At 37.4% G+C, this 18,841-nt stretch carries 18 protein-coding genes and 1 pseudogene; 5 read left to right on the top strand and 14 right to left on the bottom strand.

The window, feature by feature from the left end; genetic code table 11:
* Positions 1 to 289: 289 nt before the first annotated feature.
* Positions 290 to 1,180, top strand: a complete 891-nt coding sequence (locus F6K27_RS00500; RefSeq protein WP_287273758.1) for a GlcNAc-transferase family protein — start codon at positions 290 to 292, stop codon at positions 1,178 to 1,180.
* Positions 1,181 to 1,458: 278 nt separating this feature from the next.
* Here the strand turns inward: F6K27_RS00500 and F6K27_RS00495 are convergent, their stop codons facing one another.
* The 3 genes from F6K27_RS00495 to F6K27_RS00485 form a co-directional block, all read right to left on the bottom strand.
* Complete coding sequence (locus F6K27_RS00495; protein ID WP_287273760.1) at positions 1,459 to 1,998, bottom strand: Uma2 family endonuclease; 540 nt, start codon at positions 1,996 to 1,998, stop codon at positions 1,459 to 1,461.
* Positions 1,999 to 2,594: 596 nt separating this feature from the next.
* Positions 2,595 to 3,275, bottom strand: coding sequence for a hypothetical protein (locus F6K27_RS00490; RefSeq protein ID WP_287273761.1), 681 nt, complete (start codon positions 3,273 to 3,275; stop codon positions 2,595 to 2,597).
* Between the two features lie 342 nt (positions 3,276 to 3,617).
* A complete protein-coding gene (locus F6K27_RS00485) occupies positions 3,618 to 5,528 on the bottom strand; it encodes a transketolase C-terminal domain-containing protein (RefSeq protein ID WP_287273763.1) in 1,911 nt (636 codons plus the stop codon).
* A gap of 1,004 nt (positions 5,529 to 6,532) precedes the next feature.
* Between F6K27_RS00485 and hpnJ the strand changes: the two genes are divergently transcribed.
* Positions 6,533 to 7,966: a hopanoid biosynthesis associated radical SAM protein HpnJ gene (gene hpnJ, locus F6K27_RS00480; RefSeq protein WP_287273765.1), complete on the top strand. Its 1,434-nt coding sequence runs from the start codon at positions 6,533 to 6,535 to the stop codon at positions 7,964 to 7,966.
* 963 nt (positions 7,967 to 8,929) lie between these two features.
* Here the strand turns inward: hpnJ and F6K27_RS00475 are convergent.
* The 7 genes from F6K27_RS00475 to F6K27_RS00445 form a co-directional block, all read right to left on the bottom strand.
* Positions 8,930 to 9,094: a hypothetical protein gene (locus F6K27_RS00475; RefSeq protein WP_287244924.1), complete on the bottom strand. Its 165-nt coding sequence runs from the start codon at positions 9,092 to 9,094 to the stop codon at positions 8,930 to 8,932.
* A 202-nt stretch (positions 9,095 to 9,296) separates the two neighbouring features.
* Positions 9,297 to 10,142, bottom strand: coding sequence for an alpha/beta fold hydrolase (locus tag F6K27_RS00470; RefSeq protein WP_287273767.1), 846 nt, complete (start codon positions 10,140 to 10,142; stop codon positions 9,297 to 9,299).
* Between the two features lie 135 nt (positions 10,143 to 10,277).
* Positions 10,278 to 11,045 carry a class I SAM-dependent methyltransferase gene (locus F6K27_RS00465; protein ID WP_287273769.1) on the bottom strand — a complete coding sequence of 256 codons (768 nt, stop codon included), beginning with the start codon at positions 11,043 to 11,045 and terminating at the stop codon, positions 10,278 to 10,280.
* A complete protein-coding gene (locus tag F6K27_RS00460) occupies positions 11,020 to 11,145 on the bottom strand; it encodes a hypothetical protein (protein WP_287273770.1) in 126 nt (41 codons plus the stop codon). The genes F6K27_RS00465 and F6K27_RS00460 overlap by 26 nt, the downstream gene beginning before the upstream one ends.
* A gap of 545 nt (positions 11,146 to 11,690) precedes the next feature.
* Positions 11,691 to 11,819, bottom strand: coding sequence for a hypothetical protein (locus F6K27_RS00455; RefSeq protein ID WP_287273772.1), 129 nt, complete (start codon positions 11,817 to 11,819; stop codon positions 11,691 to 11,693).
* A 6-nt stretch (positions 11,820 to 11,825) separates the two neighbouring features.
* Positions 11,826 to 12,215, bottom strand: coding sequence for a GNAT family N-acetyltransferase (locus F6K27_RS00450; protein WP_287273774.1), 390 nt, complete (start codon positions 12,213 to 12,215; stop codon positions 11,826 to 11,828).
* Between the two features lie 435 nt (positions 12,216 to 12,650).
* Positions 12,651 to 13,853: an LL-diaminopimelate aminotransferase gene (locus F6K27_RS00445; protein WP_287273776.1), complete on the bottom strand. Its 1,203-nt coding sequence runs from the start codon at positions 13,851 to 13,853 to the stop codon at positions 12,651 to 12,653.
* Positions 13,854 to 13,869: 16 nt separating this feature from the next.
* On the opposite strand from F6K27_RS00445, the gene F6K27_RS00440 reads away from it, so the two are divergent.
* From F6K27_RS00440 to F6K27_RS00435, 3 genes and pseudogenes are all read left to right on the top strand, one after another.
* Positions 13,870 to 14,169: a hypothetical protein gene (locus tag F6K27_RS00440; protein ID WP_287273778.1), complete on the top strand. Its 300-nt coding sequence runs from the start codon at positions 13,870 to 13,872 to the stop codon at positions 14,167 to 14,169.
* Positions 14,170 to 14,370 (top strand): annotated as a pseudogene (locus F6K27_RS33410) (NAD(P)-dependent oxidoreductase); the annotation flags it as partial.
* A 69-nt stretch (positions 14,371 to 14,439) separates the two neighbouring features.
* The gene (locus F6K27_RS00435; RefSeq protein WP_287273779.1) at positions 14,440 to 15,060 is read left to right on the top strand and encodes an NAD(P)-dependent oxidoreductase; all 621 of its coding nucleotides are present in this window, start codon (positions 14,440 to 14,442) and stop codon (positions 15,058 to 15,060) included.
* Positions 15,061 to 15,114: 54 nt separating this feature from the next.
* Here the strand turns inward: F6K27_RS00435 and F6K27_RS00430 are convergent, their stop codons facing one another.
* The 4 genes from F6K27_RS00430 to F6K27_RS00415 all read right to left on the bottom strand — a co-directional run bounded on the left by F6K27_RS00430 (position 15,115) and on the right by F6K27_RS00415 (position 18,813).
* Entirely contained in the window at positions 15,115 to 15,888 is a 774-nt protein-coding gene (locus tag F6K27_RS00430; protein WP_287273781.1) for a class II aldolase/adducin family protein, read from the bottom strand.
* 446 nt (positions 15,889 to 16,334) lie between these two features.
* Positions 16,335 to 17,690, bottom strand: a complete 1,356-nt coding sequence (locus tag F6K27_RS00425; protein ID WP_287273783.1) for a methyltransferase domain-containing protein — start codon at positions 17,688 to 17,690, stop codon at positions 16,335 to 16,337.
* A 99-nt stretch (positions 17,691 to 17,789) separates the two neighbouring features.
* Entirely contained in the window at positions 17,790 to 18,104 is a 315-nt protein-coding gene (locus F6K27_RS00420; RefSeq protein WP_287273785.1) for a hypothetical protein, read from the bottom strand.
* Positions 18,105 to 18,477: 373 nt separating this feature from the next.
* Entirely contained in the window at positions 18,478 to 18,813 is a 336-nt protein-coding gene (locus F6K27_RS00415; RefSeq protein ID WP_124145529.1) for a ribulose bisphosphate carboxylase small subunit, read from the bottom strand.
* Positions 18,814 to 18,841: the final 28 nt, after the last annotated feature.

The following is an 18,841-nucleotide window of genomic DNA, read 5'->3' as shown; positions in this document are numbered from 1 at the left end:
GGATGTTGAAGAAAATAATTGGAGCTATATATAGAGATAGGTGGCTTTTAGTATGGAAGAAGCTCTTTCTAGGCGTAATTTTCAAATTTCCTTTTTGTTGTGGCATTCTTTTTTATCGTTGATACAATATCAAATTGGATTTAGCTTGTAATTTTTATAAAAAAGTAAAAAAAGTCAAAGTTTTTGCTTAAAGTAGGATTTGAGTATTTAAATAACTGGATTCTGATTTGTTCTATCTAAAGTAGTAATAGTTTAAACAACATAATTAAGATGGCTATAAACAAATTTTATGGATAGTATTTTTATTCAAATAGTTGCCTATCGCGATTTAGAATTAGTCCCAACAGTAGAAGAAGCGATCGCCCATGCCACTCATCCTGAACGCCTCACTTTTGGCATTTGTTGGCAGTATGGTACGGATGAGGAAAAGGACTATATCAGCAAACTTAAAGGTATTAAAGATTGTCGTATTATTGCAGTGCCTGCTTCTGAAGCTCGTGGCGTAGGTTGGGCGAGGTCTTTGGTACAAAAGTTGTGGCAAAAGGAACGTTATACTCTACAAATTGATGCCCACATGAGATTTTTGCCTGGCTGGGATATAGAATTGATTAAAATGCTGGAAATGTGTCCCAGTGAAAAACCTCTTTTGAGTACCTATCCTCCTGCTTACAAACCCCCTAGAGAATTGGTTGGGGATACACCAAGTCGGTTAGAGGCAAAGGAGTTTGGAGATCCTGGTATTTTAAGTTTGAGAGCAATAGGCGATTTGAGTAAATGTAGTATTCCACAACTAGGAGCTTTTGTTGCTGCTGGGTTTATTTTTGCAGATGGGTTAATTATTGAGGAAGTACCCTACGACCCGGAGATTTATTTTACTGGGGAAGAGGTGTTATTTGCTGCTAAAGCTTGGACAAGGGGATGGGATATTTATCATCCTAATCTTAGTGTTTGTTGGCATTTTTATAATACTGGTAAAAAGCGGGTTGTACATTGGGAAGATCATCAAGATTGGTGGGTACAAAATAAGATATCTGAATCTCGTTTTCGTCAGATTTTGGGAATGGAAACTGCTACGGAAGATTTTGGCATTTATGGTTTAGGAAATGTCAGAAGTTTGGCAGAGTATGAAGCATTAGCTGGTGTTAGTTTTAAGGAACGTTGGTTTATTCGTTTTATTTAAGGAAGGAAGGATTTAGAAGTCAAAAGTCAAAAGTCAAAAGTTAGAAGTTAAAATTTAGGAAATTAGCTAACTACAAATATGAAAATTTTTTGCTTTGTTGGAAAGAGGAAAGTTGTCAGAATAGTAGTAGACAAACCATAAATATTTTTCCCAAATTTCGGAATCTGACTGGAGGAGGTTTTGCTGCAGATGGCAGAGATTTTTTTTGCGGTAAAAGGGAATGGCGTTTGCGAAAATTTTTGCCTTTGATATAGATTAGAAAAAAATATAATTAATTCTCAAGCTAATAAATCATCTACTGCCACATTAAAACCTATTAAAACTTTTTGAGTAGTAACAACCTGACCAGAAGTAAACATTAAACCTTGATTTTCAGTAACTATTATTATCCATTTACTCTCAGGAAAAACTAACCAAACTTCTTCGCCACCAGATTCTAAATATTCCTGAGCTTTTAAAAAGACATTTTCAGCTAAATCTGTAGGAGAAATAATTTCTGCACTTAAAGGAAAACTCTGAGGCAAAGTAGGATAATTTCCATATTCTGAAACTAACTCAGGAGTCAGATAAGCAACATCAGGCGATCGCCCTTGTTTGTTAGTACGACAAGGTACATCTGTATAAACTTCTCCACCTTGTTTACTGGCATTTTTATAGTCATCCCAATAACGACCGAGCTTCAATTGAATTTTTCCATGTCTTAATGTCATGCCGTTTTTTTCTATTAATTTGCCGTCTACCCATTCCATTTTTTCAGGAGGGTTTTTTGTGAAGTCTTCTAAGGAGATATTCTGATTTATAAGAGTAGAATTGATCATAGTTTAAGAAGGAAGAAGTAAGAATAAGGAAGAAGTAAAGTAAGGATATCGCTGAGAAACTCTGTGAATTTTTTTTTAGGGAATGAAAAAGTAAGAAGCAAGAATATGAGATTGTATTGATAGTAGAGTTGAGCATTAATACCCAAATCAAATTATCAAATTATTGTGCTATTTTTCGTCTGTTTAAGGTTTAATGGAATTGGTCGTTATCGTAGTTTTACTTATCCTCAAATCAAACAAGTAGTGAGACTTTTTATAGGAGTCAGGAGTAATATCATGTGCTGTGTATAACGGCTTCTTAAATTGTTCCAGATGGACAAAAACTCTCCACTAGAAATACCATTTAAGATTGGTTCTTCTTTAACAAGGCGTACAACAGCCTTATATCATCTCCGGTTGAACAGTTATAAATAAATAACGATGGAGGAGTCAGGAGTCAGGAGTCAGGAGTCAGGAGGGAAGAAAGAAGAAGGAAGAAGAAGAACTGGAGTTGAAAGAGAAAGTTTTTATCACTAATTATCCGGACATGATATTACTCACTGCACCCGAATAATCGACAAGGGTTTGATCAATATCAAAGAAAATAAACTTAATACTCATTTAACGAGAGAATTTGCTAATTCACTATAGTAATCTCTGTGGTGAATAGAATCCACTGTAATTGTTTTAATCTCGATAAATTTACTAATGCGGTTATAAAATTCAAATAGTTTATTTTGCCAATTTAAGTAGTAGATACTTACTTGCTCATCATTTCCTACTTTTTCCAGATACCGAGACCAGGCGGCGTTTCTATAAAGTTTAGTAGTAGCTACAGCTTGGTTAATCAGAGAATCTGGCAATTTCAGAATTACTACCGAGAATCCTAGTTCTTCTAAACGTTTATAAATATTCCTAATTTTGAATTCATCCTCAGAGGTTGAATCCCATAACTCCAAGGTTTTTAGGTTGGCATAATGACTACCTAGAAACCTTTCTAGGATAGAGTCAATCATAGCATTGCCTTGATTCTGATGAAATTTACTACCAGATTTCCAAGAGGCAATGCTTTCCAACTTCTCAACAATGTGAGAGGCCAAATCAATAGTAGCTTGTGCTGTTAAGATTCGCTTGGCTTTTTCATCTTCTAAAACCCGTTCGGTGTAATGTTCACTAATATAAACCTTTGTTCTAGAAGAATGTTTCGTCGCTAATACCTTTTGCAATTCTGTAATTAATGTGGTTTTACCAGATGCTACAACTCCCTCAAGAATCCAGCCATTAATCTGCTTTACCATAATATTATATCATGTTCGGTTGAATACTTATAAATAACTTAGCGAGAAGTCAGGAGTCAGAATTCAGGAGGGAAGAAAGGAGAAAAATCAAGATAATTTCAGTATTTCAAGATAATTTCAGTATTTATTCGGTACTGTCAGTTCTGAAATTTTATTTATAACTGATTATCCGAACATGATATTACTCCATTAGACTTGTTGGGAATTAAGCCGAAAAATTGCTAAAACCCTTATTAGTCAAGGTTTATAGTGTTTTTCAAGCCTCAAATCCTGAAAATATTATATAGTAAACTTTTCAGGCTTTTGAATTTTTATTTCCCAACAACTCTATTTAAAAGAAAATTAACTAGCTAACTCTTTAACCTTATTCATAATACCTTCAGGATCGATCCCTTGATGAGGGAACTGTTCCCATAGACCACCACAACCTTCTTGGTGAGTAGCTAGATAACCAAACTTAGGAGTCAGACTACGTTCCAATAACCAAGAACCGAAACGACTACCCAAACCTGTACGACGGTTGAATGCTTCAACAACCAATACAAAAGGAGCAGCACCAACTTTCTGCAACATATCTTCGTCAATGACGTTGAGAGTAGGTTTGTTAATCAAACCAACATCTATTCCTTGCTGTTTCAGACGTTCCACTGCATCAAGAGAGCGATATAACGCATCACCAAAACTGACAATATAACCTGCTGTACCTTCCCGGATAACTTCATCTTTCCCAGGAGTAAACTTATAATCTTCACCAAAGAATTCTTTACCATTGCTGTCTAACAGAATTGGTACTTTGGAACGAGTGGAGAAGATAAACCGCATTCCGGTTTGAGTAAATACTGCTTCCACACAAGCTTTCATTTGGTTCGCATCAGCAGGGAAATATAAGCGAGTTTCATAACCATCATCAAGACCGTTATCGGCAAACATATTGTTGATGCCAAAGTGACAAGTATTGTCTGCCATGTCATCTATACCAGCGTGGGAGAAGTGACACAAAACGTTAGAATTGTTCAACCGCGCCATTGTAATTTCAGAAATACACATTTCTAAGAAAGCACTGAATGTGGCAAAAATACCTTGTTTCCCTGCTTCCATACCAAACCCTGCAGCAGCAGAAAAATTACCACGCTCCATGATGCCACCACTAATAAACCGCTCTGGAAAAGCATCATGAATTTGTTTGAACCCACAAGAACCTTCTAAGTCACTGTCAACAAATAAATGATTTTTGCGTTCCTCTTCACTCATACCTTTGAGGACAGATACCACACTCTCGCCAAAGACATTCCGGTTAGAACCAACTTTATCACTTACACCCATGAAAGTGTAGCTTTGCTTTGGTTTTTCAATACCCTTGAGATAGTTAACTGCTTCAGTTCTACCTTTTGCTTCTAAATATTCGATCGCTAACTTTAGAGGAATCACATCATGTCCGTGGGTAGAACCTTCTAAACCTTCGATACCCACACTCATTTTCCGCTTATTAATAATAGCGATCGGACCTTCAGTGGTAGCTGCTTGACATATTCGTTGATACAGACCGTCTAAATCTTCCCCATCTCCTTCAAGCACAGTTAAGCCATGACCTGCTAACGTTTTGTTGAGATCGTAACCTTTTAAATAGTCGGATGGATGACCTGCAATAGTAACATCATTATCATCAATTATCAATTTAACATTGAGATTTTGTGCTACTGCCATTCTAGCTGCTTCAGCATCGTTACCCTCTTGTTGGGAACCATCGGAGCCTAAGCAAAATACTAATTTATCAGGATTTGCCATTGCTACACCGTTGATATAAGGCCACATATGACCTAGTCTACCGGAACTGAATTTAACTCCTGGAGTAAACCCTAATTCTGGGTGTCCTGGTAAATGAGAATTTGCTGCCCGATAATTTACCAGACGTTCCACAGGAAGTTCTCCTGCAATAGCTGCCATTAAGTATTGAGTAGCTACGCGGTGTCCAGCTTCATCAAAGAAAATAGGTACAAATTTTTCTGCTGCACCTCGGAAAAAGGCATCTAAAATCATAACTTCGGGTACTGTGTCATAAGGGCCACCTGTATGACCTCCTACTCCTCTAGCAGCACCAGTAGCGGTGAAGAAAATTATAGTATCACGGCAGAGTTGAATATTTGCTTTGAGTGTTTCGCGTTGTTCGTCTGTGAGAGTTGGGTTTGTGGGGTCGAGAGAAAGTGGTTTATAACTTCCTATGTCAATTGGAAATGGTGCTGTAGTAATTGTCATGGTTAATAACAGTGATAATATTTATCTATGTTTTATATATCTGTGTCCATAATTTATTTCATACCTGTGATGAGGGATAAAATGTTTATGGGCAAAGAATTAAAGAAAGCCTACCATAGTTGGTGAGTTTTTTAATAATTATTTTATTTTTTTACTAAGGGTGCTTAAGACCTTCAAGAATTAAGAATTTAGAATTAAGAATTTAGAATTACCTCTTCTTATAAATAAGAGGATTGGATCAAAGGATTTTTTTTTCTTCTCTTGGTCTCATGGATATGGCGCAGGTTTCGGAGCCATCCCACCCTAACGGGAAGCTCCGCTAACGACCGCTTTTTTCTCCATGAATGGAGAGGCTTTATACCTGAATTTTTCGGTAAAATCTACTATACAAAAAATTGAGTTTGTAGGTTGGGTTGACAAAGGAAACCCAACAAACATATCTTTAATTGTTGAGTTGTGAATCGCACTTTTTCCTTTCCTTTGGAATGCTACGCAAACGAAATGCTCTGCCAACAGGTGGCGGTGCAAAACAAAACTTGCGCTACGATCGCTAATTATTTGAACTTGATATTGGATATTATTTTGTTTTGGGTCTGAGTCGATATCCTAAAAATAAAGGTGGTGGTGCATTGTCATGGTGGTCTATTGTCATTATTTTGGTCAAGGACAAAATCAGTGGGAGCATCTTGCTCCCTCCAATTATTTTGATAAATTAAGGAAGTTATAAAATTTCCCTACGGAGGATTTCAAAAAAGGTTTATACTTATAGTTACATTTCTTCTTTCTCTCTTCCTTCTTTTTTCCTCCTGACTCCTGAGGACTCCGTAGCTCGTGTACTTATGGTATAAAAAGAAAGCGTAGGAATGTTCTCCAAAATATCCCTGTATATTAAAAACAGGACTTACGCACGGACACGAAACCAAGTGAGGGCGAATGGTATTTGCCCCTAAATATGGCGTTCTCAAGGTTAATTTGCGTAAGTCCTGAAAAATCTACTATTAAATATGAAAAAAACTCTATTTTTAAATCCCCCTTCCTTTGATGGTTTTGATGGAGGCGCCGGAGCTAGATACCAAGCAAAACGGGAAATTACTTCTTTCTGGTATCCCACTTGGTTAGCTCAACCTGCTGCTCTAGTTCCTGGAAGTAAATTGGTAGACGCTCCTCCCCATAACCAAACAGTGGAAGATGTGCTGAAAATTGCTAAAGATTATGAACTGGTAATTATGCACACCAGTACCCCTTCCCTCCCTAATGATGTTAAATGTGCAGAGGCAATTAAAACTCAAAACCCTGAGACACAAGTAGGTTTTGTTGGCGCTCATGTGGCAGTTTTGCCTGAAGAAACCCTTAAAGATAATCCAATTATTGATTTTGTCTGTCGCAACGAATTTGATTATACCTGCAAAGAATTATCCGAAGGAAAATCTTTTGCAGAAATTAAAGGGTTGAGTTTCCATGATTCTCAAGGCAATATTCACCATACACCAGAACGAGAATTGATTCACGACTGGGATACAATGCCTAGTGTTTTTCCGGTTTATGCAGAACATCTAGATATTCGTAAATATCTAATTGGTTATTTACTCGATCCCTACATCTCCTTATATACAGGTCGTGGTTGCCCTGCTAAATGTACTTTCTGTTTGTGGCCACAAACTATTGGCGGACATCAATACCGGGCTAAAAGTCCCGAAGCAGTAGGGCAAGAAATGGCAGAAGCAAAAGCTATTTGGGGCAGCTCTGTGCGAGAATACTTTTTTGATGACGATACCTTTACTATTGATAAAAAACGAGCGATCGCTATTAGCGAACATTTGAAGCGACTGAAGCTAACCTGGAGTTGTAATGCTCGTGGAAATTTAGATTACGACACTCTTAAAGAATTGAAAAATAACGGTCTACGTTTGCTGTTGGTAGGTTTTGAATCTGGAAATCAACAAATTTTGGATGGAGTCAAGAAAGGAATTAAATTAGAAGTCGCCCGCAAATTTATGGAAAATTGCCATAAGTTGGGGATTAAAGTTCATGGAGCTTTTATTCTCGGTTTACCCAATGAGAGTAGGGAAACTATTGAGGAGACTATCCGTTTTGCTTGTGAAGTAAACCCCCATACAATTCAAGTCTCGATCGCTTCCCCCTACCCTGGAACAGAATTATATAGTCAAGCTCAGGAAAATGGTTGGTTTACTGGCGATGCTTTGGTTGCTAATTCTGGAATTCAGATGTCATCGTTACAGTATCCTAATTTGTCAGGTAGTGAAATTGAAGATGGAGTTGAGCAGATGTATCGTCGGTTTTATTTTAGACCCAAGTCAATTATTCCTATAGTTGGTGAAATGCTAGCAGACCCGCAAATGTTAGTGCGTCGTTTGCGTGAAGGTAAAGAATTTCTTTCTTATCTGAGAGAACGTCATCAGAGAGCAGCGAGTCATTAATTGGCTAAAAGAAGTCAGATTAATCTACCTGTTTCTCAGTCAAAGCTTTATTCTAATTTTCTTTCTTCTAATTTTTTCAGAAATGCTGTGTTGTTACCACGCACCAGCATCAATTAGTACGATTCCAGGTCGATAACCTCTATCTAAACTACGCTGCTTCATAAAACCTCATATAGTCAGGACTTACGCAAAGACACTATATATAGCGCATAGTAAATAGAGCGATTGCTGACGCAAAGCTCCGCTAACGCTATAATTTTTTTCAGCGATCGCCCAGTATTTCTGATTCTATCTCTATCCATAAAAACTTAAATAACCGTCATTTTAATTGCAGCATATTTGAGTTCAGATACTAGATATTTAGATAATAATTGATGTTTTAGTTGATAAATAGTTTTTCCCAGAATGTTTGCCATTTTTTTCAAATGATTCCAAACCAACATAGCACAAGCAATATGATTTATTTGGATTTTTCTCAGACGACATTGACAGGAACCTAGGCCTGTTAATTGCTTAATTATGGCGTGAAATTATTCGATTTTCTATCTGGTTTGAGATTCAAATTCTACATCATCTTTACTGCATTAGCTCTCGTCATTAGTAGCAATATATTCTGCTGTGTTGGTAGAAACATTTACCCAGAAAGCTTGACTGTCTTGAGTGCGTCTTACATTCTGAGGAGACCTCAGAATTACGCACTCGCTTTTTTATTCCTTGGAAAACCTTTAATTTTAATTATTTTACCTGATATTTTTTCTGAGGAGTTCCAGCTTAATTCAGCAATTTTTTTATATTTTTCTACACCACCAGTGTCATCTACGTACGCGATTTACCTTGTAAGGGACAATAATAATTTTTTCCTAGGTTATCTATCAATGCCATTAATCTTTGTGTTGCATACCAACTATCCATTAATACAGTTTTAAATAGTAATTTCTTCTTTTTGACCACATTAAATATTATTTATTCAACATGATCTATTTGAGTTTTATTGTCACTATCTGGGTCGTAAATACGATAATCTATTATCCAAAATACTTCGGTTTTGGGATTAAAATATATACAATTAACTATTCCTATACTCAGAATTACTTGATGTACCGATACCACTATATTGTCGTCGCGCAAGTGCCTCTTTTCCTTCGGAATGCTTCGCAAACAGAGGAGCTTTGCTATCAATATAGGAGCAGGAATAAAGTTTTTTGCTTATTGCCAATTACAGGAGTTTTCCAATTAATAAGGTACAAAGTTTTATAACTCTAGGAAACAGGAAAAAGAATTAACAAGCTGTACCTCATTATCTAGGCAAAGTGCTATAATATCAATAATTTTACTGACGGCGATCGCCTATAGTCACATCAGTAATAAAATCCATCAATAAGCTATTAAATTTCTCTGGTGTTTCCCAATGTGGAGCGTGTCCCGCATTGGCAATAAATTCAATTCCTCCATTCCAAAGAGTGGGCATTTTCAATTCTGCTATATAATCAGCATTTACCAACTGCTCTTGTTCCCCATGAATAATCATTAAAGGAATCTTCATATTACCCACAATTTCAATCTCGTTTTGATAACCACCAGGGGTAATACTTGCACCTAAATTCCCACGCGCTTTGCCATCAGTTAAGGAAATATCTTCTAATAAAAACTCAGGAATTTCTTTCATATCCGGTCTGAAGAAAGTCGTCACATACGCCAACATATCCTCTTGACTTAGTTCCGCAGTGAAACCCAACCTCAAAGATGGATGTGGCAAAAAAGCATTTTCTAGATCGGGAGGGTTGTCAGCAATTGGTGGCGTACCAAAAATAACAATACCTTGTGCATCAGTAAGTCGATCGCTAGCTTCTAAAAGAATATGTCCGCCTAAACTCCAACCTACAAAAATTGCATTAGAAGCATCTAAAGCTTTAGCTACCTCAAGGACAGCATCAGCATAACCAGGGAGATTGTAAGTTAGTTCTGGGTTAACAGCTACATCTGAAAGTCCATGACCTGGTAAGTCCATCGCGATTAAGTGATACCTCTCACCAAACTGACTCTGTAATTGATGTAGGTAAGAGCGTCCGGATGAAGAATTACCATGAACTAGGAAAATAGTTTGCCCCTTACCTGAACTTTCATAATAAGAGATATTTTGGGTGCTAGTTTCGACTTTTTGTGGTATAAGTTCCATTTTAGATCAAAAAATTATAGTACAAATGAATCTTAACATTTTGTCGTAGCAGAGGTATCCAAAACAACAATGCGATGCCCAGAGGGGCGATCGTTTACTGCTTTGACCTCTGTAACCATTTAACCAAACTTGATATTAGATCGCTTTCTGGTAAACCATATATAAATCGTCGGGAGTCGCCTGTTTCAACTTAAACCCTGCCGCCTTCATCGTATCTTCTAGAAGTTGGCCATAGATCATTAAGAATTTATGCCGATCGCGAGCCACTATCTCCCCCTCTTTCTTAAAAATATAATCTTTTTCCCAAAAGTACATTTCTTGATTTTCTAGGAAACAGAGATGCTTTTGTTGAGCGTAAACAATGCCGTTGCCAATGTCTCGATCGCCATCGACCTCTGTTTTCTCTCCTTGAATGTTAAGTACTAATAAGCCACCGTCAACTAAATGGCGAGCAATATTGTTTAACATCTTAACGCTGTCCTCAAAATTTGGCAGCATATTTAAGTGGTAATCATTACCTACCCGATTAAAATTTATTGGACCGCCCTGGGAATATACCCCATCAAAATCTTCTTGCAAATCCATTGATAAGACATTACCTTCTACTACCTTTGCCCGGTTTCCCAAACGAGCTTTACTCCGGTCTAACATAGCAGTACTAAAATCTATGCCAGTTATCTCATAGCTGGAATCTAATTCGAGTAGTTTTTCTGCAAGTAATCCCGTTCCCACCCCAATTTCGAGCAGTTTTTTCCGACCTTTGAGGATAGAGTCGATGGACTGAGCTGCTTTCTGATAGTCGTAATACCCACTCTCCATAAGTAAGTCATAATACTGGGCAATGTCATCATATTTATTCATAAGTTGTTTCTCCTTCCTATTCCCAGGCTGTAATACTATCATTTTTCAATTCCATCAATACCATATCTGCTAGTTCGCCATTAGGCATCGGCCATGATTTATACATAATTTCTCTAACTACAAAACCGAGATTTTTAAACATATTAATTGACCTGTTGTTTGACAATAAAATTGCAGCTCCAATTGTTTGAATATATAATTCCTGAAAAGCATAAATAATTAGTCGTTTGTTCCTTTTCAAATCTACCGGGTTCAAAATATTCATCACGCACGGACACTTCTACATTTTGGCCTAAAGATACCTGATCGAGCCGTTGTAGAAAGCGTCCGCGATGGATAGGGTTGGGTTCAAGTGCTACATATTTTAACTGCTTCCACCGTGTGTTAAGTCTGGGAATCAGACTCTGTATAATTTCGATATCAATATCACCCTCGCCACTGCCAATACTGAGTACTGAGAAAGTCTTGTAAAAACTCTAACCATAAATGTAATGTGGGAAAACCGGGTTTACTATAATATATTCTACAGCAATTTTGATTTAAACGATCAACTTTATCTCAAAAATTTATAGTACAAAACAATGATTGTTATCAATAGTATCAAACATCTCAAATTATCCAAATATCATACAAAGCAAAGGAATTTATAATTACTAAAATTATGATTTTATTGGCTTTTTATTACCGCTACTTCCAGCTTGTCATACTATCATCATTTGTTAATTCCATCAATACCATATCTGCTAGCTCTCCATTAGGCATCGGCCATGATTTATACATAATTTCTCTAACTACAAAACCGAGATTTTTAAACATATTAATTTACCTGTTGTTTGATAATAAAATTGCAGCTCCAATTGTTTGAATATATAATTCCTGAAAAGCATAAATAATTAGTCGTTTTAATGCTAGAGTTCCGTATCCTTTATTTCTATATTTTTCATCTAGAATTGCTATACCAATTTCAGCAGTAAACAAATCCATATTCAAGCCTTTTAATACTACATATCCAATGGGAAAATTTTCTAGGTCTAGGTAAATTCCAAATGGTAGAGGCTGACTTTTTTGAGAATAGGGGAAAGCATAACTTGAAATTGTCTCTATAAATTCTTCTGTCTCGTCAGGTTTAAAGAATGTATTCCAACCTAGTAAATCTATTAAACTTTGGTCTTGATCCAGCTTGATTAAGTTTTTAAGATGACTATTTGTCATAGAAGCAAAAAAAAACTTTGAGTCTGTTGCTTTATGTTCTTGCTCTAATCATATTCTTTCATCCATAAAACTATCTATTTATTGCTTTAATTTAACGATGAAATGAAATCAACAAAATCTCCTGATCAAAGCAATAAACAGAGTTGCTAATCAGAGATTTTAAGTGTTGTTTCATTTCTGGATTAGATAGCAATTTTTCTAAGTCAAACAATTAATAATTAACAATTAAAAATTATCTATTTTTATAAATAATAGGATTTTCCTCAAGGATTTTTTTTTCTTTTTTCCCCATTAATTGAGAGGCTTTATACCTTAATTTTTCGAGATTTTTTAATGCTGATAATTCCTCTGTTTCCTTTAATTATTGCCAAATTAATTCAAAAATCATGGGTTCAAAAACAGAGATTTTGGAATTTATTAATCTAAATGATCGAATCATCCCGCAAGTATACAACTAGCTTTTTCCATATCTTCCCGACGACCCAAAGTGCTTAGGCGTAAAAAACCTTCTCCACTCGAACCAAACAATGAACCGGGTACACCAACAACCCCTGCTTTAAATAATAGTTCGTTAAAAACATCCCAAGAACTCATTCCCTCCGCTCCTTTTACCCATATATAAGGATTATTAGTACCACCAAAACAGTTCAGTCCAAAAGCTTCTAAACCTTCCTTGAGAATTCTCGCATTTTCTAGGTAGTACTTAACAATTTCTTGACATTCTTTTTGACACTGTTCCGACAAAACAGCAATTCCTCCTTGTTGTGCTAAATTAGAAGCACCCCAAAACCTGATAGATTGACTAATTCTAAACATTTCGGTCAACTCTCCTGCTACAGTGCTTTTAATAGTTAAGTCAACAGGAACTACAGACCAACCTAATCTTAATCCAGAAAATCCAGCCGTTTTAGAAAAACTACCCACTTCAATCGCACATTCAGTCGCTCCTTCTATTTCATAAATACTTCTAGGAATATTCGGATCGGTAATAAAAGCACTATAAACAGCATCAAAAATAATGATAGACTTATGGTTTCTAGCATAGTCAACAAAAGCTTTGAGTTGTTCTTTGCTAGCAACTCCTCCTGTCGGATTATTAGGAAAACAGAGATAAATTACATCCACCTTTGACTGAGGAATATCAGGAACAAAATTATTTTTATCGTTGCACTCTAGATAAATAATATTATTTCTACCTGCTAACAAATTTGCTTCTAAATAAGGGGGATAAATCGGGTCTTGTAGGGCAATAATATTATCTAAACCAAAGAGTTCCTGAATACCAAAAGTACCTGACTGTGCTCCATCACTAACAAAAATTTCCTCTGGTTTTAGATTAATTCCACGAGGTTTATAGTAGTTATTGCAGATCCCTTCTCTTAGTTTAATATTCCCATCAAATTCCCCATATCCTGTATAAGTTGACTGATGACCTAACTTCGTCGCAGCATCAACTAAAGCTTCCACAACTTTTGATGGAATTGGATGAGTTGTATCACCCCACGCCATCATGTATATTTCTTTTTGGGGATTAGATACTTGATAATCTTCAACCGTTTTAATTAACTTGTTTTTAATCATATCGGCGAAGGTATCATAAGCAAATAATTCACTCAGATTTGGATTTTTTGTAGTCATATTTAGGATTTTATTTATGTTTTCAATACTTATAATTTATGAAGCTGAAAATCTGGAACTATTCGTTACGGAACTCAAGGCAAATATACCAGATATTGATATCCAGTTCTGGCCAGAAGTAGAGAACCCAGACAAAATAGAAGCCATATTAACATGGAAACCCTCTCTAGGAATAATGGAAAAATTTCCGAACCTTAAAGGAATTATTTCCTTCGGGGCCGGAGTAGAAGAGATTTTAAAAGACCCCCATCTTCCCCAAAATGTACCCATTATTCGTATTGTTGAACCTTGTGTGACAGCAAGAATGACTGAATAAATCTTATTAGCTGTTCTTCGTTTTCACAGACAAGCATTTGAATATCAAACATTTCAAAAAGCACGACATTGGGAACCTTTACCTTTACCAGAAACCAGTTCCTGTACGATAGGAATTTTAGGTCTTGGTGTTCTGGGAACAGATGCTGCTCAGAAACTCAATACTCTTGGTTTTCCGATTCGGGGTTGGAGTCGGACACCAAAGAACATTGATGGTATAGAGTGTTTTTATGGACGAGACCAATTAATATCATGTCCGGTAGCATCGGTCTTGTATAGCAAAGGTAAGGAAGAAGGAAGAAGGAAGAAGGAAGAAGGAAGAAGGAAGAAGGAAGAAGGAAGAAGGAAGAAGGAAGAAGGAAGAAGGAAGAAGGAAGAAGGAAGAAGGAAGAAGGAAGAAGAAAGAGGGAAGAGGGAAGAAGGCTACCCTCGCAAGAAAAAACCATCATTTCCTGTAGATATTCACCCTTGGGTTTACACAAACGATATAAACGGACATGATATAAAACTTTGCTTGAGTAAATGTCGTGTCCTGGTTTGTTTACTTCCCTTAACTAGAGAAACAGAAGGGATTCTTAATCGTGAAACCTTTTCAGCTATGCTTAAAGGAGGTTATTTGATTAATGTTGCACGAGGACAACACTTAGTAGAAAAAGATTTATTAGAAGCATTAGATTCAGGTCAACTTTCAGGTGCTTGTCTAGATGTTTTCTCTCAGGAACCTTTACCTGAAAATCATCCATTTTGGTCACACCCTCAAATTACAATAACACCTCATGTAGCAACTCAAACTGATTCTGAATACTGGACAAAACCAATTGTAGATGCTATTCATTGCCTTCGTGATGGTCTTCCTTTGCAGAATCTGGTAAATTGTGAACAAGGTTACTAATCTCAAATCCTGTTAATGGGTGAACAAGCGAGCAAGATGCTCGCACTCCCTCTACTAATCACGATATGAAGGATCAAGGCGATCGAGCAAACGACGATTAGCTTCCCATACCCTGGCGACCTCCTGGTTGTGGAAGGTCGGTTCCTCAAACTGGCGGGCTGTATGTTCGCAAATCTCAGGTGGTGGTATAATAGGTTTAGTTCCAGTACCTAGCACGTTAACTTGGATATCACACGCCTGATTCAGATAGTACATATAGTAAAATGCTTCAGCTATAGTTCGCCCGACAGTTAAAAGTCCGTGGTTACGCAGAATTAAACATTTCTTTGCGCCCAGAGATGCAACGATTCGCTCGCGCTCATCAAGGTCGAGTGATATACCCTCGTAGTCATGGTAGGCAACACGATTATAGAATTCCATGGAAGCTTGGTTAAGTGGCAACAAACCTTCTTCCATAGCAGCAACTGCCATACCACTCATGGTATGAGTGTGGAAAATCGCATGAGCATTAGGACAACCTAAATGAATAGCGCTATGGATGGTGAATCCAGCAGGATTTACGTCAGCATCTGTAGCATCAATTTTGTTACCATTGACATCAACTCGTACTAGATTTGATGCACATATCTCATCGAAAAGCAGACCATGGGGATTGAGAAGGAATATAGCTGGTTCCTCCTGAATGCGCACAGAAATATGGCTGTATATCATATCCGTCATCCCGTAGTGATGAATCAAGCGGTATGCAGCAGCTAGTTCTACGCGCAACTCTTGTTCATTCTCAGGGCAGGATTTAGCTAAAGTTTCTCTGGTTTTAGTAATGCTCATTTCAGTTAACAGTTATCAGTTATCAGTTAGCCTCCTAACGGAGGAGCTATGCTATCAGTACCTCCTAATGACGTAGGAGGCCTGAAATACTGAAGTTTATTTTTTTCATCCCCTTGTATAGCGACAGCTAGTGGCGCAGCCAAGGGGAGGCTTGAGACCTTATTTTTTTGTCATACTTGTATTGATTAGGACTTACGCAGCACAACGTCTTTCCGTCATTGCGACCGATAGGGAAGCAATCTCAAATCCCTGTTTTTCGTACCTTATGCGTAAGTCCTGTTGATATAGCATTTCTCAAGAAGCGTGAGGTACAGTTCTTTCGATCCCCCCTAACCCCCGTTTAACAAAAAGCGCAGCATCCTCTGGCTTCCCCCTTCCCAAGGGGGACGGGAGGGGGATCATTAATGTACCTCACGAGGCTGAAAACTGCTATAGTTACACCTATGTTAATTAGCATTAAAGGATATCAGGAAAACCTCTTCAGGAAAATAATAAACCGAGTTTCTGAGCAATGAATTGAGATATCGTTCCATCTTCGGATGAGACAGTAATTCTTCCAAGGTAATCTCGTGTGATTCAGATAACTGCTCTGTTTCCTTATCCTTGTTAAAGTAGTTAACTGTTGCCTCATGTTTGATGTAATGCTCTAATGCTGCATAGTCATCAGCTTTGATTGGCTCTTCATAGAATATCCTATGGACTTGATGCTGAATTCCACATTCATCCAGACTCTCTATGACATCTTCAGCAGAGGTAAATCCTTCGCCTTTTCCTTCCTTGAAAATTTGCAGGTATTGCTCATAAAAATCGACGTAAAAAGATTTACGAGTCGCCAAAGCAATAAATCCAACTCCTGTATCCTTCAGCAAACTAGCACACTTTTTCAATACAACCGCCAAATCCTGGCGGGGAATCATATAAAAGCCGTGCATCGACCACAATAAGTCGTAAGCATTTATTTCCAGATTAGCCGATTGAATTGTACTAATATATTGGTTCCCTTGCTGTAAGGGAAGATGGATTTTCTGACGAGCTTGAGCAATTGAACTTCCAGAAGGATCTAAGGAATCATAAACAATATTGCCAATTTCTTCATCAAGTTGGATGTATTGACTAAAAGCTTGCAACCAACGCCCTGTTCGACACGCAACATCTAGTAATCTCAGAGATGAACTTTTGCTCTGATGATATTGTGATAAAAAAGTACCCAACCAGTCGAAACGCTGCGCTAACTGCCAATAATCAATTACTGGATCTTTGTCTTCTGGACTTCTTTGTTCAACAGTAACGCTAGGAACTGGTAAGACAAAAACCCCAATTGGTTCATTTATAAATGCTTTCCCACTTTCCTCAATCTCAGCCAATCTCCAAAATGCTTGGAGAATCTTAGCAAATTTTACTTCCTGAAGCTGGCGCAAATCGCATTCCATACAAAAGGACATAATTTTAACGCCTGTTTCCAACCCTTGGAGACATTCAGTTACATCCAGACGAGCATCGACATGGTAATACTGATGCGGATGAGATTGAGTATCCAGTAAATTTCTAATATCCTCTGCTGTGAACATCTCGTTTTGGTTCCCTTTTGCTTCCAGCATAAACTCGCGCTGGATTTGAGGTATACCTGTAGCTGTTTGGTGGACAATCACCACCTGTCCCCCTACCTTCGTTTGCTTTAAAGCACTCTGGATTGCTTGGTAAGGCTCATCAAAGTAATATAAAACATGAGTCAACAGAACTAAATCGTACTTCTGTTCGCTTTCAAATCTACCTGGTTCAAAATATTCATCGCGCACAGACACCTCTACATTTTGGCCAAAAGATGCTTGGTCGAGCCGTTGTAGAAAGCGATCGCGATGGATCTGGTTAGGTTCAAGTGCTACATACTTTAACTGCTTCCATTATGGATTAAGTCTGGGAATTAGGCTTTGTATAATTTCGATATCAATATCACCCTCGCCACTACCAATACTGAGTACCGAGAAGGTATCCTTTTGGTGTGAGCGTGAATAACTTCGCTCCAGTAATACTGTTACATTATTGCGGAACCATTCAATGGCAGAAACTGTCATCGTCGAAGCTGCTTTGCGCAATTCATAACTCTCAGCGTAAAACTCATCATCCAGTGGTGGAGCGACAAATTTTTGATGGTGTTGCGAGTGACGATCAATATCAGAATATTTCAAGTTCTCTGGATATTTGTATTGAGTTTTCATTTAAAAAATCAGGTAAGGATTTAGAATTTCGCTAATTTTGTCCTTCTAGTCAGTCAGCAGTTATATCATGTCCGGTTGAATAATTAGACTTTGGTGGAAGGAAGGCAGAAGGCTTTAGTTATCTAGGATAGCAGTTAGTTATCTAGGATAGCAGGAGGCAGAAGGTTTTCTCAAGAGTGTCACCTTAATTTTATATACGCTCCGATGCTACCGGACATGATATTATCATCAAAAATTGGTTTTTCCAACCCGCAGAAAGCTTCCATGGAACGTCTTTACATTCTAGACAATTTAGCGGAATGAATGATACAAAAAAATAGTGGAGCAGACAAGGTTACCTACCCCACTATAACTAAATTAATTTAGCTATGAATTAGTATCTTCTTTGATTTGGCTTATGTACGATGAAGCTCAATACCTGACACTGCTTCACATTATCAAAACCCATCACGCGAATATAGCAATCAGGATTTTCAGAACGGCAAGCATCGATCTCACTTAAAACTTCTTGAACTGTTTTGGCATGGAATAGAGGTAACTTCCACAAAGTCCAGTAGTGCATTTCTGGTGCAGAAGATTCACTAAATTCTACACCAGCGATGAAACCTTGATCCAAAATGTACTGAAGTTGCTGACTAATTTGGTTAGGACTCAGAGGAGGCAAATAGGAAAGGGTTTCAAAACGACGCTCTTTTGGTAATGTTCTCATGTTTTTTTACTGTTTAATACAATGTGCA

The sequence above is a fragment of the Okeania sp. SIO2F5 genome (genome assembly GCF_010692685.1).
In the GTDB taxonomy this organism is placed as follows: Bacteria; Cyanobacteriota; Cyanobacteriia; order Cyanobacteriales; family Microcoleaceae; genus Okeania; species Okeania hirsuta.
This window is presented reverse-complemented; position numbering and strand designations above follow the sequence as displayed.

Excerpts from the sequence above, each read along its gene's own strand:
- F6K27_RS00500 (WP_287273758.1), top strand. The coding sequence starts at position 290 with ATGGATAGTATTTTTATTCAAATAGTTGCCTATCGCGATTTAGAATTA.
- F6K27_RS00495 (WP_287273760.1), bottom strand. The coding sequence starts at position 1,998 with ATGATCAATTCTACTCTTATAAATCAGAATATCTCCTTAGAAGACTTC.
- F6K27_RS00490 (WP_287273761.1), bottom strand. The coding sequence starts at position 3,275 with ATGGTAAAGCAGATTAATGGCTGGATTCTTGAGGGAGTTGTAGCATCT.
- F6K27_RS00485 (WP_287273763.1), bottom strand. The coding sequence starts at position 5,528 with ATGACAATTACTACAGCACCATTTCCAATTGACATAGGAAGTTATAAA.
- hpnJ (WP_287273765.1), top strand. The coding sequence starts at position 6,533 with ATGAAAAAAACTCTATTTTTAAATCCCCCTTCCTTTGATGGTTTTGAT.
- F6K27_RS00470 (WP_287273767.1), bottom strand. The coding sequence starts at position 10,142 with ATGGAACTTATACCACAAAAAGTCGAAACTAGCACCCAAAATATCTCT.
- F6K27_RS00465 (WP_287273769.1), bottom strand. The coding sequence starts at position 11,045 with ATGATAGTATTACAGCCTGGGAATAGGAAGGAGAAACAACTTATGAAT.
- F6K27_RS00460 (WP_287273770.1), bottom strand. The coding sequence starts at position 11,145 with ATGTTTAAAAATCTCGGTTTTGTAGTTAGAGAAATTATGTATAAATCA.
- F6K27_RS00455 (WP_287273772.1), bottom strand. The coding sequence starts at position 11,819 with ATGTTTAAAAATCTCGGTTTTGTAGTTAGAGAAATTATGTATAAATCA.
- F6K27_RS00450 (WP_287273774.1), bottom strand. The coding sequence starts at position 12,215 with ATGACAAATAGTCATCTTAAAAACTTAATCAAGCTGGATCAAGACCAA.
- F6K27_RS00445 (WP_287273776.1), bottom strand. The coding sequence starts at position 13,853 with ATGACTACAAAAAATCCAAATCTGAGTGAATTATTTGCTTATGATACC.
- F6K27_RS00440 (WP_287273778.1), top strand. The coding sequence starts at position 13,870 with ATGTTTTCAATACTTATAATTTATGAAGCTGAAAATCTGGAACTATTC.
- F6K27_RS00430 (WP_287273781.1), bottom strand. The coding sequence starts at position 15,888 with ATGAGCATTACTAAAACCAGAGAAACTTTAGCTAAATCCTGCCCTGAG.
- F6K27_RS00420 (WP_287273785.1), bottom strand. The coding sequence starts at position 18,104 with ATGAAAACTCAATACAAATATCCAGAGAACTTGAAATATTCTGATATT.
- F6K27_RS00415 (WP_124145529.1), bottom strand. The coding sequence starts at position 18,813 with ATGAGAACATTACCAAAAGAGCGTCGTTTTGAAACCCTTTCCTATTTG.